This is a genomic window from Bacillus sp. RB3, from assembly GCF_030164735.1.
GTDB lineage: Bacteria > Bacillota > Bacilli > Bacillales > Bacillaceae_G > Bacillus_A > Bacillus_A cereus.
Map to the genome: position 1 here is coordinate 355082 of NZ_JASNGE010000002.1, position 15390 is coordinate 370471.

Genomic DNA, 15390 nt, shown 5'->3' on the forward strand with positions numbered 1-15390 from the left:
GGCAATATACCTTCTTTTAAATTAAGAATTTTTAGTTAATTTAAGTTATAATTTTAAATTATCATCTACAATAACTTTTTCTCTAGAACTTTTTCTTTCAACCTCTTTACTTCTTTCTTCCCAAAATGTTAATCCTTCAATCCCCACATTTTTAGGATTAAATACTGGATCTTTCCCTTCTTTTTTCTGCGTTTCATAATCTTTTAACACTTTTAATGCGGTTTTACTTAAAAGTAAGATTGCGATTAAGTTTAACCATGCCATACTACCGATTCCTAAATCTCCAAGATTCCATAAAAGCGACGCTGATTCAACGCTACCGATGTAAACCATAATTAAAAATCCAAATTTTAAAACTGGTTTTAACCAGCCATACTTCAGTTGACGATCTAAATAAGTAAGTGTCGTTTCAGCGATATAGTAATAAGCGAGTAACGTTGTAAATGCAAAAAAGAAAATCGCAATTGAAATAAATATTGGACCAAACCCTGTTATCACAGTTTCAACTGCTTGTTGTGTATAAATTGGACCAGCTTCCACATTTCCTATGTTTTGTACAATGGCGGTTTTCCCTTCAGGTATAACATTATACATACCTGTTATTAAAATCATAAGAGCTGTCGCTGTACATACGACAATTGTATCGATATATACGGAAAACGCTTGAACTAATCCTTGTTTTGCGGGATGCGATACTTCAGCAGCCGCCGAACTATACGTCGCTTCTCCGACACCAGCAACGTTTGAAAATACAGCGCGTTTTACGCCCCATGCAATAGCTGCACCAACAATTCCACCAAACATTTCATTTACACCAAATGCGCTAGAGAAAATTAAAGCAAACATACTTGGAATCTCCGTTACATTCGCAATTAATATGATACATGTAACAATTACATAACCAATTGCCATAAATGGAACAAGCATTTGAGAAACGCCAGCAATTCTCTTTACACCACCAAAAATAATTGCTGCTAGTAACATGACTAAAAATATACCAGTTATATATTTGCTAATACCATTAGAGTTTTCAAATCCAACTGCGATACTACTAGATTGAATACCTGGTAATAACACGCCATATGAAAGTGTTACAACTACTGCTACAATGACTGCAAACCATTTCATTTTCAAACCTTTCTCAATGAAATATGGAGTACCGCCGCGATATTCATTCCCTACTTTACTTTTGTATACTTGAGATAATGTTGATTCTACAAACGCGCTCGCTGCCCCTAACAAAGCCATTACCCACATCCAAAATACAGCTCCAGGACCGCCGAAAGCAATTGCTGTCGCTACCCCTGCAATATTACCAATTCCAACTCTTCCTGATAAGGCTAAACAAAATGCCTGAAAAGATGATATTCCCGTCTCTGAACTCTTTCCTTCAAATAATAGTTTAATCATCTCTTTAAAATAACGGATTTGCAAAAAGCGTGTTGCAATCGTGAAATATACGCCTGCCCCTAATGCAAAAACAACTAAACCGATACTCCACACTTGCCCTACTAACCATTCTACTAAATTCTCCATCCAAATCCCCCTTATCATTCTTTGGAAAAGCAATTTTGTATATAAAAAAACGGACAACTATTATCAAACTTTCTAGTTGTCCGCATCTTTCATTATTTCATCCCTCAATTTTTATCAGTAAAACGCCCTATTACTTTATATTTACCCAAACACTTTTCACTTCTGTATAATTATCAAGCGCATATGAACCTAATTCGCGGCCAATACCAGATTGTTTATATCCACCAAATGGTGTAGCTGCATTTTCTAAGTTATAATCATTAATCCACACTGTTCCTGCTTTTAATTTATTTGCTACTTGATGACCCGTTTTGATATTTTGCGTCCATACACCCGCAGCAAGGCCATAGGATGAGTTGTTCGCTCGTTCAATTACTTCTTCTGTCGAATCAAATGGAAGTACGACAACAACTGGTCCAAATATTTCTTCCTTAACGATTGTCATATTGTCTGTAACATCTGTGAATATAGTTGGCTTAACGAAATAACCTTTTTCAAGCGCACGTTCGCCACCAGCCGCAACTGTAGCACCTTCTTTCTTCCCTTGCTCAATATAATTTAACACACGCTCTTGTTGTTTCTTAGATACGAGTGGACCCATTTCCGTTCCTTTCTCCATACCTGCTCCAAGTTTTACGTTGTTCGCCATTTTCACAAGTGCATCTACTACAGTTTCATAATGTTTACGATGAACAAATACACGTGATCCTGCGCTACAATTTTGACCGTGATTATACATAATACCTTGGAATGCACCATTTATCGCTTCTTCCAAGTCCGCATCTTCTAAAATGATATTTGGTGATTTTCCGCCAAGCTCTAACGTTACATGCTTAATCATTTCTGCAGATTGACGCATAATATACTTTCCTGTAACAGTAGATCCTGTAAAAGCAACTTTATCAATGTCATGATGATTTACAATTGCAGCCCCTGCTTCAGGACCAAAGCCTGATACAAAGTTTACAACGCCGTTTGGAAATCCAGCCTCTTTAAAGAGTTTCGCTGTATATAGTAAAGATAAAGGCGTTTGCTCTGCTGGCTTTAATACAATCGTACAACCTGTCGCCAGTGCAGCTCCCATTTTCCAAGAAGACATAACAAGCGGAAAATTCCACGGAATAATTTGTCCTACAACACCAACAGGTTCATGTCTCGTATAATTCAAGTAATCTTTTGAAATCGGGATTGTTTGCCCAATAATTTTTGTAGCCCATCCTGCGTAATAACGATAATTTTCTACAGTCCCTGAAATATCATCATCAAGTGCTACTTGATATGGCTTTCCATTATCTAAAGCTTCTAGTTGCGCTAATTCTTCTCTATGTTCTTCAATTAAATCTGCTAATTTATAAATAAGATGCGCTCTTTCAGCAGTAGTCATTTCTGCCCACGGGCCAGATTCAAATGCAGATCTTGCCGCTTTTACTGCAGCATCAATATCCTCTTCTTGCGCTTCACATACGACTGCTAGAACCTCTTCTGTTGCTGGATTGTACGTTTCAAACGTCTTTCCGCCAATAGCAGAAACAAATTCGCCATTAATAAACATTTTAATTTCTTCATTTAAAAACGCTTCCACTTTTGGTTTCAGCTCAATATTTGTCTTTAACATTATGTTCTCCTCCTTATTTAAACAGCTGCATGAGCTGCAATATTTGATAAAATCGTTTGAAGCTTTTGATCTTCTTCTACAGTTAACCCTAGTCTTGGATAGCGAGAAGGTCCTCCCGCTTGCCCATGTAATTCCATAGAACGTTTAACGATTTGAACATATTTCCCTGATCCTTCAAGAAACTCGCAAAGTGGTAAAATAGCATCGTTTATTTCCCACGCCTTTTCTAATTCACCATTTTGAAAATGCTCATACATTTTTGTAACGAGACCGGGAACAATATTTCCTGCTACTGAAACCCATCCCGAGGCACCAACTAAATATGATTCCATAACTAAATCTTCAGAACCACAGAAGACTTGGAAAGCCCCTTCACTTTGTCTTACTAAATCTCTCGCTTTTCGAATATCTCCGCTAGATTCTTTAATATGTGTAACATTTCCACACTCTTTTCCAATACGGAGCATTAGCTCTGTACTCATATCAACACCAGAAGTAAATGGATTATTGTATAACATAATTGGTATATTTACAGAGTTTGAGATTTCTTTAAAATGAAAATAAATCTCCTCTTCCTTCGGTTTACAATAGTAAGAGTTTATAATTAATACACAATCCGCTCCGTGCGCTTCTGCATGTTTCGTATATTCAATTGTTTCTTTCGTCGTCTCTGCTGCAGTTCCAACAATAACTGGAATACGGCCATCAATTTCTTTCAACACGGTTGCTACCATTTTAAATCGTTCTTCTTTTGATAAACTTACAAATTCTCCTGTACTTCCATTAATGATGATACCTGCAACGTTTTGTTCGATAAAGTAATTTACATTTTGCTTTACCCCATCCCAATTAATTTCCTGAAATTCATCCATCGGTGTTATTAATACTGGAAATGCCCCTTTAATTTTTTGCATATTTATCTCTCCCTATCACATTTTATTTTAATAAGAAACCTGCCGGAAACGGATCCGTAGGGTCTAATAGAAATGTCTGCATCCCTGTAATAAACCCTCTACTTTCAAAACGGAAAATGTATCCTAGTTCCTCCTTCTTCACTTTCTCCACAGTTATAAAACTATTAAATATACTTTCATTTTTAAAAGGTTTATCCGCCATATAATCATTTTTAAATAACGCATGAACATAGGAAACAATAGTAGAAACAAAACCTGGCGAACGTACGATAAAGTTATCTTCATGAAATGTAATCGACTTTATATGGTTCTTTTCTTTTTGCGAAGGATCTACTAAAATAAGCCTTTTTATTAGCGACTGTTTTTGTATAGTCTGTAGTGTAGCTTCTCCCCATCTTTTCAATTCAGAAATGTTTTCCATGCGAATTTCTGGCGAATACGCACCTTTCTCTACAACTGCATATACTTTATCTGCTTGTATGAGAGAATAACTTACATTACCAACCTGTAAATTTTCCTCAATCATATAGCATAGTTTGCTTTCAAACGAAACCGATATAACTTCATCATTCTCTACATACGCATGAACTAAAAATATTCCAGATAACGTTTCAATTTTATATTGATTGGACTCTCTCTTTTTTAAATAACCACTTTCGAGTAACATCGTTATTACTGCAACAATGCCTCCATAATGAAGCGGAATCGAACCTTTATGATTAAAAAATAATACAGCTGCATCCACTTCATTATGGATAGATGGAACGACAATACACCCATTCAAACCGATAAAACCACGTGGTTCATTTAATAAAAGCTTCATCTCTTCTGCTAATTCACCTGAAAATTGTTCATTTAATTGCTCCAAACTGTAGTAGTATTTGCATGGTACGTCTTTCATTACACGAAATGCCTCGCCATTTACATGTACGTCTACTGCTGTATACATTTTTTGAATGTTCATTTTATATCCTCCGTTTCATGTTCCATCGGCGGAATTAGCAAAAATCCTTCTTTAAGTGGATCCATTTCATTGTAAAAAAATCTATGCATACCCATAAGCCAAGCTGATCCCGTAATTTTCGTTATGACAGCTTCAATATTTTCAACATGTGTCGTATTCATGACATATCCTTTAAATAAAGAACCAACGATACTCTCATGAATGAACTCTTCACCAATTTCGATTTCTTTCTGAGCGTATAATACAGCTAGCTTCGCAGATGTTCCTGTACCGCATGGAGATCGATCTATTCCGCCTGGTGGTACAACAACTGTATTTTTCACATGCGCACATTCATGAGTAGGATCTGTATAAAATTCAACATGTGTTAATCCTCTTATAAACGAATACTCTGGATGAGTGATTTCAAACTTCTCATTAATTGTGTTTCTTATATGAATCGCCTTATCGATGATTGTAGATGCATTTTCTGGTACTAATTCTAGATCTACTGATTTCGCATCAATAATGGCATAAAAATTCCCTCCATACGCAATATCAGCCTCTATAGTCCCAATGTCTTTCACTTGTACAGTAATATTTTTCAATAAAAAAGCTGGTATGTTACAGAAAGATACTTCTTTTGCTTTTCCATCTTGAACAGCAATATCTACTTCAACTAAGCCAGCCGGTGTATCTAGTTTTAAAGAAGTAATCGGTTCAACTACCGGAATTAAACCTGATTCAACTAACGCTGTACATACACCGATTGTATCGTGACCACACATCGGTAAATATCCACCTGTCTCTATGTATATAACACCTATATCAGCCTCAGGATGACATGGGTCTGTTAATAATGCTCCTGACATTACATCATGACCACGCGGTTCATTCATTAACAATTTTCGAATCCAATCATACTCCTTTTTCATATGTAACATCTTCTCTGCCATCGTCTCTCCAATCAACTTTGGAAGTCCACTAATTAATGTCCTCGTTGGATTCCCACCTGTGTGTGTATCAATCGTCGTAAAGACTCTTTGTGACCTCATCCGTTTAACACCCTTTCTGTAAAACGACTCAAACGAAGTGGTTCAATAGGAATAATTGTCTCTTTTTCATTTAATAACTCTTCAATTACTTTTCCAGTAACTGCTGCAAGACTAATCCCATCACCTTCATGTCCAGCGGCAATGAAATAATTCGGAATATGTTCCACTCGTGAAATAATCGGTAAATGATCTTCTGTCCACGGACGTAAACCAGCGTAAGAACGAATTACCATCATATCTGCCATTTTCGGATAAAAGCGAATTGCTCTATTTGCGATACATTTAATGACTTCATTATTTATCCTCGTATGAAATCCTACAAATTCACGACTACTACCAATTAAGAAATTTTGACTTTCAGTAGGCTCAAATACGAGCGCAACCCCGTATTTTTCAGTTAAAGCATCCACTTTTCGTTTTCCGCCAAATTTAGAAATTAAATAACCGAATTCCATTACTTTACGGCATCCTACGTGTTGTTGCCTTGAAGCTACAATAATATGCCCTTTTCTCGGTTCAATTGGTATATTTATATTTAACATCTGACCAATCTTAGGAGCCCACACACCGGCTGCATTTACAACTTGTTGTGCTGTAAAAGTTCCATTCGTAGTTTCTACAACAAATGAACCATCCGTCTCTATTTCCATACTCTTTACTTCCGTCTGCTTAAAGGCTTTTGCGCCAAACTTTTGTGCCTCTGACAGAAGCGAGAAAGCAAGGAGATATGGATTCACAGTTGAATCCGTCGCACATTCTAAACCGCCTAATAAATCATCAGCAAAAAAAGGCGACTCTTCTCTTATATCTTGCCTATCAAGCATTCGAAACGGTAATCCAGCTTCTTTTTGTCGATTTACCCATTGCTGCGCAGCTTCCATCTCTTCGTCTGACTCACATACGAGAATACTTCCTGGTGCTCTATATTCAAATGAATGCTCTAATTCTTCACTTAAATCAGTTACTAATTTTTGACTTACTAAAGACATTTGACTATCAAATCCCGGGTCTTTATCAATGGCCAAAATATTCCCATCACACCGTGAAGACGTCCCGCTGACAAATTCCCCTTTTTCAATGATTGTTACGTCTCTTCCGTATTTTGAAGTGTAATAAGCGATAGAACACCCTATTATTCCACCACCTATAATTAAAACGTCGCAGTGCCTCATAATATACTCCTCCTTTCCTAGCCTCTCACTTTCTTTTATGCAATTGACGTGCCAATTCTGTACATATACAATTTTTATAAATAATATTTTTATTTGTAAAAATATTTTAAACTTATAGTAAATAGGTGTATTATTTTTTTATCACTGTCAAAATTTTTATACATAACAGGAGGACATTATGGAATTTTCATTTCCGACTATACAAGAATTTTTGGAAAGCGTTTTAATCAATCATACATGTAGCCTTGATCGCATTAAGAAAATAAACGAAAGGTTTTATTACCTCCCTTCTACTACAGAAGAATATAATTGCGCAATTATTTATGTAGATGACTCATTCACTGCATTAATTGACGCTTTTTCTTATGAATTAGCTGTTATCATCCTTAACGAAAACGATGAGCCGATATGCTGTATAACTTCTCAGCAAATGATTCCATTTCTTTATAAGTCCTACAATGAACTACAGTCATTTTATGACACTGTAATACAAACAACTGACTCTTCTGTTACAGTAATTGATAGTAAAGAATGTGTTCGAACTTGGACAGATGGTGCTGAAAAAATATTTTCAGTCAACCATAATGAGATTATTGGGCAACCGATTACTCGTTTTTTTGATTATAAAGACTTGGAAATTTTACAATCTTTACATGATGGAAAAAGCATAGTCGCTCAGTTCCATCAGCCTCGTCCCGATTTATTTGTATTAATTAATTCAAATCCAGTTTATTGTAATGATGAAATTATAGGAGCAGTCGTTTCAGAAACAGATGTTACAAATCAAGTCGCTTTAAATGAAAAACTATTTAATATGTCACATGAAATGCACCGTTTAGAACAAGAAGTGGCAAAGTATAAAGATGAATCCGATCCATTCCTTGCGATGAATGGGAAAAGTCCTGTTATACAAAGAACGATACAATTAGCTAGAAAAGTTTGTTCGGTGAAATCAACTGTTTTAATACTTGGGGAAAGCGGAGTTGGAAAAGAAGTATTTGCGAAAGCAATTCATGAAGCAAGTGAGGCAGCGAAGGCGCCTTTCATTTCGATTAACTGCGGGGCAATTCCAGAAGCGTTATTTGAAAGTGAATTATTCGGTTACGAGCGTGGGGCGTTTTCTGGAGCAAATAGTAAAGGAAAAAAAGGTAAAATAGAACTCGCGCAAGGCGGTACTTTATTTCTTGATGAAATAGGTGAAATGCCACTTGATATGCAAGTAAAACTGTTACGTGTACTGCAAGAGCGAAAGTATTACCGAGTTGGTGGTGAAAAAGAAATTAATATTGATTTCCGTATTATCGCTGCTACAAATCGTGATTTACAAGAAGAAATGAGAAAAGGAACTTTCCGAGAAGATTTATATTACCGCTTAAATGTAGTTAGCTTGCAGATTCCACCGCTGCGCGAAAGACGCGAGGATATTATTGAATTAACCTATTCTTTCTTAAACGATTTTTCAATCAACTATAACAGACCAATTCGTGACTTACCTTCAAGCATTATGCATGAACTGCTTCATTACAATTGGCCAGGCAATATTCGCGAACTTAGAAACGTTGTTGAACGGCTTGTGGTATTCGCAACAGACGGAATTATAAAACAAGAATATTTACCATTTCATACGACTGAAACTTTAGACAACCATACGGCTCATTCCCTATTACTCAGCAACAATAATACAATCCTTTCTTTACAAGAAGAGATGGATGAGCATGAGAAAAAAGTTATTGAAAGGGCTTTACGAATTTTAAATGGGAATAAATTAGAATGCGCAAAACAACTTGGCGTAACAAGGGCTACTTTATATAACCGTTTAAAGAAACTTGGACTTCAATAAAGAAGCAGTATGCACCGATCAGGCATTTACAGATAGCCCTCTCCTCCTCTATATTGGCATGATTTTTGCATATATAATTTGTGAAAACCGAACTAGAGGAGGAATACACATGACAAATAAAAACAACTTAATCGTTTGTCGTTGTGAAGAGGTTACATATGGGCAACTTCAATCGACAATTGCTGAATATAACTGCTCGGCAAGAGAATTAAAACTAAGAACACGTGCTGGCATGGGATTTTGCGGTGGTCGCACATGCAGAATAATGATAGATCGAATGATTGAAAATGCGAATCCTGACGTAACTCTTAATGAACTACCGTTAAAATATCAACCACCAATACGTGCAGTTACTTTTGGATCGGTAGGTGAAAGTAAATGAGTAGAATTACACATCACCCTATTTTAGGTACTTTACAAAGTAGTGAGCGTATTACCTTTCAATTTAACGGTCATCAATACGGAGCATATGAACATGAAACGATAGCTGCTGCCCTGTTAGCAAATGGAATTAGGACATTAAGAGTTCATGAAGATAGCGGAACACCGCGAGGTATTTATTGTAATATCGGACACTGTTCCGAATGCCGCATGACAGTAAATAATCAAACAAATGTACGCGCATGCTTAACTGTTGTAGAAGAAAACATGATTGTTGAAAGCGGGAAACAGCATCCGAATATCGTGAGAGAGATGGTGAAAAAACGATGAGTGATGTAATTATTATTGGTGCAGGGCCAGCGGGATTATCTGCTTCTATTTCTTGTGCTCGTTTCGGACTAAAAGTGCTCGTTATTGATGAATTTATGAAGCCGGGCGGGAGATTGTTAGGACAGTTGCATCAAGAGCCTACTGGAGAATGGTGGAACGGAATAAAAGAATCGAAGCGACTTCATGAAGAAGCAGAATCACTTTCAGTACATATCAGGTGCGGTGTTTCGGTCTATAATTTAGATAGAGATGAAAACAATTGGTTTGTACATACTAATATCGGTACGTTAGAAGCACCTTTCGTACTACTTGCTACTGGAGCTGCGGAATATTCTATTCCCCTTCCTGGCTGGACACTTCCAGGAGTGATGTCAATTGGAGCAGCTCAAGTTATGACAAATGTTCATCGCGTGCAAGTTGGAAAAAAAGGAATTATTATTGGTGCTAACATTTTGTCTTTCGCCATTTTAAGTGAATTGCAATTAGCAGGAATTACAGTGGATCATATTGTACTCCCTGAGAAAAGCGAGTTAAGTCAAAAAGCTGGTGAACCTGAAGAAGTTTTAAACTCTCTTTTAAATGCAGCACATCTCGCTCCTTCTGCTATTTTGCGAATAGGTAGCCACTTTATGAAATATGATTGGGTTCGAAAAGCTGGATTAACATTCTATCCAAACAGCGGAATGAAAATAAACGGAACGCCACTTCACCTTCGGAAAGCAGCTCTTGAAATTATCGGAACAGATCAAGTTGAAGGTGTACGTGTTGCTAATATTGACTCTAAAGGAAATGTTATTAATGGATCAGAGAAAATATATGAAGCAGATTTTGTTTGTATTGCCGGGGGATTATACCCACTTGCCGAACTTGCAGCTGTAGCTGGTTGTCCCTTCCATTACATTTCAGAATTAGGTGGACACGTTCCTCTCCATTCCGAAACAATGGAAACTCCTCTTCCTGGTTTATTTGTAGCTGGCAATATTACAGGCATTGAAAGCGGAAAAATTGCGATGGCGCAAGGAACAGTTGCAGGTCTATCTATTGCTAAATATGCAAGCAAAAAACGTGATATAGTCGACCAACAATTATCTCACGCCATTCAAAACGTTCACTTTGTTCGTCAGAAATCTGCAATTCAGTTTAATCCGATGGTAGATATCGGTAGACGAAAGATGAATGAAATTTGGCGTGATTACTCATCTACATATGCACATACTAAAAAGAGCTGCTGAGATTATTCTCAACAGCTCTCTTCTCTACTCATCTGAGTTATTAAATTTCGCTAATGCGTAAATGCCTTCTTCATCATCTAATTCAAGTTGTAATCTCGCTGCGAATGGATTGACATTATATTCTCTGTCAAGCAATAAGCGTAAAGCTTCGATTAAGTTTGCTTGAATTAAAATTTGCTGGCGACCATTTACCTCTACTTCCGCAGAGAAACCGTAGTCGTCATCATACATGAGTTCAACTAATACTTCTTCTGGACCCACTTGTCTTTTTTCAGCGATATATATACAAAGCGCATTTATAAGCTCTTGTTCAGAAATTTTTATTGTTTCCATGCTACTTCATCTGCCTTCTTCTTACGTTGGTCTTTGAAGTATTTAAATGCACGAACTGCTAACATTACGATACCAGCCATTACTAACATATTTACCATAAATGCTAATACAGAACCAAGAGCTCCCATATTTGCAAATAAGCTACCCATTAGTAAACCACCAAGACCACCTAGTAATAAACCTTTCATAAAGCTTCCTTTATTACTTTTTGGTGCCGTGTTTGTTGCTTTCGTTTTTGAATCTGGAGTCGTTTTTTGAGAATTTACATTTGAGTCTTTTTTGTTTAAATCAACTTTTGACTTTTGACCTGAACTTGGTGTAAATGATTTTTTACCAGATTTGTAACTTTTCGCTGCTGCATGATCTACGAACATAAAGCTGCTAGCCCCAAAGATAACCATGAATGCTGTCATTACTGCTACAAGTTTTTTCAACATATTATATCCATTCTCCTTTTATATAGATATATGTGAAATCTATCTTTCTAGTAAATTCAGAATGATAGATTTGTTTTTAAGAACATTTTAAAGGTTCTTATGAACTTATTATATGAACTTTTGTCGAAATATGCAAGTATTATTTACTTTCAACAGTTTGGTCACAAAGGAAAAATTAAGCAAAACAGAATTGACTTTAAATGAAACAAAACATATTATAAGTTCATAAGAACTTTTTATTATTTTGGAGGTGAAAAGATGGAAACATTTCATCTCACACGAAACGAAATGGCTACCCTTCTTCTATCACTAAGAGGATGGAATACGAAAAAGCCTCTCGGTATTTTACAAGAAGCTTGGGCAAAGTCACATAAAAAAGATATTGAAAGCGGACAAAGCGTTACAGCTTTTATTACTACCGCACTTTCACCTATTTTTGAAAAGCTGATTAAAATTGACGATACTGATGTCGGTTTTTCTTTAAATGAAATAGTTGCGCTTGGCAATCAGATTGAAAACACAAGTTTCTCTGTAACTGCTATGCAAAACTGGGTGAAACGAGATATAAAAGAAATGATTGGCTCTCCTCAAAAAGGGAAAAAATATTCAATTGAACAAGCAGCCTTACTATTTATTGTCGAAGATTTAAAAACAGCACTTGATTTTGAATCCATTCGTAAGCTATTACGCCTTATTGTAAATGACCCAGCCGATCGAAGTGATGATTTAATCAATCCTGTTCATTTATATGTAGCATACTCTTCTCTATTTGAAGAACTCAATCAAGGGAATTGCTTACAATTAAATGCAACAGATACCGTTCATACAATTGAAAACATCGTAAAAGAAAAAGCTGATAAAATCGCAAGCAAGTTCGATCAAATTAATAACGAACAACGCGAAGCAATTCGTAACGCTATTATTATTGCGACCCTTTCTGTACATACCGCTTATGTACAAATGTTAGCAAAGCGTTACGTAACAGCAACTTTATTTTTACAGAACTTAGATGTGAAGCCTTAAAAAATAGGAGCAGAAATGCTTCTATTTTTTTATGAGAAATTTTTAATAATCTTTTCATTAACCCTTCATGAAAACGTGGCTTATATACTTTACTATAATACTTATGAGAGACATAAAAGAATTGAAATAGCAATCCCCTATGTAAATAAGGTATAATCTACATATAGTGAACCTTTTACGTAATTAAATAAAAGGTTCTTATAATCAAAAATTCATAAACTAGAAGGTGCAACAATGTTAAGTAGTTTTATTCATTCAGTATTAACGTTTTTTGAAGGATTAGGTTATTGGGGCATTATGCTTGGACTTATGATTGAAATTATCCCAAGTGAAATTGTCCTTGCTTATGCAGGATACTTAGTATTCAATGGAAGTATCTCATTTATAGGCGCAGTTGTATTCGGTACAATTGGCGGTGTTATTGCCCAAATCTTTATTTATTGGCTTGGACGATACGGCGGACGCCCTATATTAGAACGTTATGGAAAATATATTTTCATACATAAAAAGCAAATAGACGCTGCAGAAGATTGGTTTAATCGTTACGGAACTGGTGTCATTTTTACAGCACGCTTCATTCCAGTAGTGCGTCATGCGATTTCAATTCCTGCTGGTATTACAAAAATGCCTTTACTACGTTTCACTACACTAACAGCACTTGCGATTATCCCTTGGTCTATTATTTTCATTTATTTAGGTGAAAAGCTAGGTGAAAATTGGGAAAATATTAACGATATTGCTGGTCCGTATGTGAAATCATTCGCAATTGGTGGCGTCGTACTTATACTTTTATACTTCGTTATAAAAAAATGGACAAAAAAGCGTAAAAATCTTGCTTAAGAATATAAAAAAGCCGCTATAAATTCAGAATTATAGCGGTTTTTTATTTATATTAATCTTCAGGAATTATATAACACCTTTCCATCTACATTTACATGGATAAGCAACCATTCAATCATTTCTTTCGTATATTATCTCAAAAAGGAGTGATTCCCCTATGCATTGGCAGCAAAAAATACCATACTTAATCGGACGCCCTATCAGTATTTCCTTCATAAATGGGCAAGGAACTTCTGGTGTATTATGTTCAGCTCATGATGGTCAATTATATGTGTATGAATACCTTATCAAGCCCAGTTCGCAATGAAACATTATGATTATAGACAGATTCAAGATATACATGCATTCCCAAATTGTCCTCACCAAAATCCTCTATACTAAAAAAATCGGAACGGCTCATAGCCATTCCGATTTCTATACTTTATTTCTCAGAATTAAATTTTTGCACTGCTTCATCAAAATAAATCCAACCTTTCCAGCCTAAATGAATCGTATCTTTTAAGAAATACTTATCATATTCATGACCAGAGAAATCAACTACTGGATATCCTGCTTTCTCAACCTGCTCTCGAACTTTTTTATAATACACTTCACGGCGTTCTTTCGGGAAGCCAGTATAATCATACCAAGGCCCATTTACAGGTACAGAAATAAAGAGTGGTTTGACATTTTTCTCTTTAAATAAATCTAAAATAATTTGTAAATCATCGTATTCTGGTGATTCATCATATGTTTCATTTGCTCTAAAGTTTTTTAAACCTTTTAGTTTTTTCTTCAGATTATTCTTATGATAATACGGATTTTCAATTCCGAATGTATTTGTAGTAGACTCTGCTTCCCCTTCTTGTTCTGCGTGTTTACGTGCGTCTTCCCAAGAAATTGAACGAAGTCCGATATTTGTTTTCTCTTTCATCGGTTCGATTTTAAATAAAGAGTTAAATAAATCTCTATGATCTAAAATATTTCGATGCATATAAGCAAGTGGTTTAACTAAACCTGCTTTTATGTTATGTTTCGTATCATTATATACAATACCTTCTAATGAATTTTTTAATATATCATCTTCTTGAACAACTTTATAATCTAATAGCCGTTTCGCGATTTGCTTCTTCATTCCTGGATTTATCTCATCATTAAAAATAAAATGATATGCTTGTTGTTTGGAGAAATTATTAGTGAAATCCCCTTGTGATACACCAGTCTTTGTAAACCATTGTGGTGAAAGAACAAACACTACTTTTTTACCTTCTAATTCATCCATAGTAGATGTCATATTTAAAATATGAGCTAAACTTTGTGTACCACCAGTTCCAATTAAAAACGGTGTAAAACCAGTTGGATTTACTTTGAAATAATTAGACGGATGATATGCATCCATTCGTAAAAATTCTGATGAACCGTACATCGGTAAATACTGTGAATTCTCTAACATTTTTTGCTGTAAGAAAACACTTTGTAATTTCTCTTTTTGTAAAGAAGTTGCCGCATCTTCTACCTTCTTATCACTAATAAGCGATACTAAACTTTTCGATGGGATTAGAATGATAATGAAAAAAAGCACACACGCTAAAATTATAGGACCAAAAGCATGCTTCATTTTCATCTTCTGTCCCTCTTTCTATCGTTATTAAATTGTAACCCTTGTTTTTGACACGTCATCTTTTCTCTCCTTTGTCTCTATACATGTTCCATTCTATTTATCTATTATATACATGTATGTATTTCCTTCCTTGTTCTAT

General features: G+C 35.6%; 15 protein-coding genes and 1 pseudogene. 7 read left to right on the forward strand and 9 right to left on the reverse strand.

The window, feature by feature from the left end:
- Nucleotides 1-45 precede the first annotated feature (45 nt).
- From QO049_RS04730 to QO049_RS04755, 6 genes are all read right to left on the reverse strand, one after another.
- Nucleotides 46-1536 carry an alanine/glycine:cation symporter family protein gene (locus QO049_RS04730; protein WP_098286991.1) on the reverse strand — a complete coding sequence of 497 codons (1491 nt, stop codon included), beginning with the start codon at nt 1534-1536 and terminating at the stop codon, nt 46-48.
- 130 nt (nt 1537-1666) lie between these two features.
- A complete protein-coding gene (locus QO049_RS04735) occupies nt 1667-3151 on the reverse strand; it encodes an aldehyde dehydrogenase family protein (protein WP_246960213.1) in 1485 nt (494 codons plus the stop codon).
- A 17-nt stretch (nt 3152-3168) separates the two neighbouring features.
- A complete protein-coding gene (gene dapA, locus QO049_RS04740; protein ID WP_001169463.1) occupies nt 3169-4065 on the reverse strand; it encodes a 4-hydroxy-tetrahydrodipicolinate synthase in 897 nt (298 codons plus the stop codon).
- 22 nt (nt 4066-4087) lie between these two features.
- Nucleotides 4088-5029 carry a proline racemase family protein gene (locus QO049_RS04745; RefSeq protein WP_246960216.1) on the reverse strand — a complete coding sequence of 314 codons (942 nt, stop codon included), beginning with the start codon at nt 5027-5029 and terminating at the stop codon, nt 4088-4090.
- Nucleotides 5026-6063 carry a proline racemase family protein gene (locus QO049_RS04750; protein WP_001257540.1) on the reverse strand — a complete coding sequence of 346 codons (1038 nt, stop codon included), beginning with the start codon at nt 6061-6063 and terminating at the stop codon, nt 5026-5028. Before QO049_RS04750 ends, QO049_RS04745 begins: the two co-directional genes overlap by 4 nt.
- The gene (locus QO049_RS04755) at nt 6060-7235 is read right to left on the reverse strand and encodes an NAD(P)/FAD-dependent oxidoreductase (protein ID WP_016118066.1); all 1176 of its coding nucleotides are present in this window, start codon (nt 7233-7235) and stop codon (nt 6060-6062) included. The genes QO049_RS04750 and QO049_RS04755 overlap by 4 nt, the downstream gene beginning before the upstream one ends.
- 178 nt (nt 7236-7413) lie before the next feature.
- Between QO049_RS04755 and QO049_RS04760 the strand changes: the two genes are divergently transcribed.
- The 4 genes from QO049_RS04760 to QO049_RS04775 all read left to right on the forward strand — a co-directional run bounded on the left by QO049_RS04760 (nt 7414) and on the right by QO049_RS04775 (nt 11018).
- Nucleotides 7414-9075 carry a sigma-54 interaction domain-containing protein gene (locus QO049_RS04760; RefSeq protein ID WP_000395824.1) on the forward strand — a complete coding sequence of 554 codons (1662 nt, stop codon included), beginning with the start codon at nt 7414-7416 and terminating at the stop codon, nt 9073-9075.
- A 109-nt stretch (nt 9076-9184) separates the two neighbouring features.
- Nucleotides 9185-9457 (forward strand): (2Fe-2S)-binding protein, encoded by a 273-nt coding sequence (locus tag QO049_RS04765; protein ID WP_000182619.1) that lies wholly within the window; start codon nt 9185-9187, stop codon nt 9455-9457.
- Nucleotides 9454-9786: a (2Fe-2S)-binding protein gene (locus tag QO049_RS04770; RefSeq protein WP_134995453.1), complete on the forward strand. Its 333-nt coding sequence runs from the start codon at nt 9454-9456 to the stop codon at nt 9784-9786. The genes QO049_RS04765 and QO049_RS04770 overlap by 4 nt, the downstream gene beginning before the upstream one ends.
- A complete protein-coding gene (locus QO049_RS04775) occupies nt 9783-11018 on the forward strand; it encodes an NAD(P)/FAD-dependent oxidoreductase (protein ID WP_001286106.1) in 1236 nt (411 codons plus the stop codon). The genes QO049_RS04770 and QO049_RS04775 overlap by 4 nt, the downstream gene beginning before the upstream one ends.
- A gap of 24 nt (nt 11019-11042) precedes the next feature.
- Here the strand turns inward: QO049_RS04775 and QO049_RS04780 are convergent, their stop codons facing one another.
- Together QO049_RS04780 and QO049_RS04785 are read right to left on the reverse strand one after the other, a co-directional pair.
- A complete protein-coding gene (locus tag QO049_RS04780) occupies nt 11043-11351 on the reverse strand; it encodes a YxcD family protein (protein ID WP_000447747.1) in 309 nt (102 codons plus the stop codon).
- Nucleotides 11339-11788, reverse strand: a complete 450-nt coding sequence (locus tag QO049_RS04785) for a hypothetical protein (RefSeq protein WP_000914478.1) — start codon at nt 11786-11788, stop codon at nt 11339-11341. The genes QO049_RS04780 and QO049_RS04785 overlap by 13 nt, the downstream gene beginning before the upstream one ends.
- 258 nt (nt 11789-12046) lie before the next feature.
- On the opposite strand from QO049_RS04785, the gene QO049_RS04790 reads away from it, so the two are divergent.
- The 3 genes and pseudogenes from QO049_RS04790 (at nt 12047) to QO049_RS04800 (ending at nt 14032) form a co-directional block, all read left to right on the forward strand.
- Nucleotides 12047-12811 carry a DUF1836 domain-containing protein gene (locus QO049_RS04790; protein ID WP_000447231.1) on the forward strand — a complete coding sequence of 255 codons (765 nt, stop codon included), beginning with the start codon at nt 12047-12049 and terminating at the stop codon, nt 12809-12811.
- Nucleotides 12812-13045: 234 nt separating this feature from the next.
- Complete coding sequence (uptA, locus tag QO049_RS04795; RefSeq protein ID WP_000952913.1) at nt 13046-13651, forward strand: undecaprenyl phosphate transporter UptA; 606 nt, start codon at nt 13046-13048, stop codon at nt 13649-13651.
- 157 nt (nt 13652-13808) lie between these two features.
- Nucleotides 13809-14032: pseudogene (locus QO049_RS04800) on the forward strand (hypothetical protein).
- 40 nt (nt 14033-14072) lie between these two features.
- Here the strand turns inward: QO049_RS04800 and dltD are convergent.
- On the reverse strand, nt 14073-15254 hold the full coding sequence (gene dltD / locus QO049_RS04805) for a D-alanyl-lipoteichoic acid biosynthesis protein DltD (protein ID WP_246960218.1): 1182 nt from the start codon (nt 15252-15254) through the stop codon (nt 14073-14075).
- Nucleotides 15255-15390: the final 136 nt, after the last annotated feature.

Coding starts and splice junctions, on each gene's coding strand:
- QO049_RS04730 (WP_098286991.1), bottom strand. CDS start 1,536: ATGGAGAATTTAGTAGAATGGTTAGTAGGGCAAGTGTGGAGTATCGGT.
- QO049_RS04735 (WP_246960213.1), bottom strand. CDS start 3,151: ATGTTAAAGACAAATATTGAGCTGAAACCAAAAGTGGAAGCGTTTTTA.
- dapA (WP_001169463.1), bottom strand. CDS start 4,065: ATGCAAAAAATTAAAGGGGCATTTCCAGTATTAATAACACCGATGGAT.
- QO049_RS04745 (WP_246960216.1), bottom strand. CDS start 5,029: ATGAACATTCAAAAAATGTATACAGCAGTAGACGTACATGTAAATGGC.
- QO049_RS04750 (WP_001257540.1), bottom strand. CDS start 6,063: ATGAGGTCACAAAGAGTCTTTACGACGATTGATACACACACAGGTGGG.
- QO049_RS04755 (WP_016118066.1), bottom strand. CDS start 7,235: ATGAGGCACTGCGACGTTTTAATTATAGGTGGTGGAATAATAGGGTGT.
- QO049_RS04760 (WP_000395824.1), top strand. CDS start 7,414: ATGGAATTTTCATTTCCGACTATACAAGAATTTTTGGAAAGCGTTTTA.
- QO049_RS04765 (WP_000182619.1), top strand. CDS start 9,185: ATGACAAATAAAAACAACTTAATCGTTTGTCGTTGTGAAGAGGTTACA.
- QO049_RS04770 (WP_134995453.1), top strand. CDS start 9,454: ATGAGTAGAATTACACATCACCCTATTTTAGGTACTTTACAAAGTAGT.
- QO049_RS04775 (WP_001286106.1), top strand. CDS start 9,783: ATGAGTGATGTAATTATTATTGGTGCAGGGCCAGCGGGATTATCTGCT.
- QO049_RS04780 (WP_000447747.1), bottom strand. CDS start 11,351: ATGGAAACAATAAAAATTTCTGAACAAGAGCTTATAAATGCGCTTTGT.
- QO049_RS04785 (WP_000914478.1), bottom strand. CDS start 11,788: ATGTTGAAAAAACTTGTAGCAGTAATGACAGCATTCATGGTTATCTTT.
- QO049_RS04790 (WP_000447231.1), top strand. CDS start 12,047: ATGGAAACATTTCATCTCACACGAAACGAAATGGCTACCCTTCTTCTA.
- uptA (WP_000952913.1), top strand. CDS start 13,046: ATGTTAAGTAGTTTTATTCATTCAGTATTAACGTTTTTTGAAGGATTA.
- dltD (WP_246960218.1), bottom strand. CDS start 15,254: ATGAAAATGAAGCATGCTTTTGGTCCTATAATTTTAGCGTGTGTGCTT.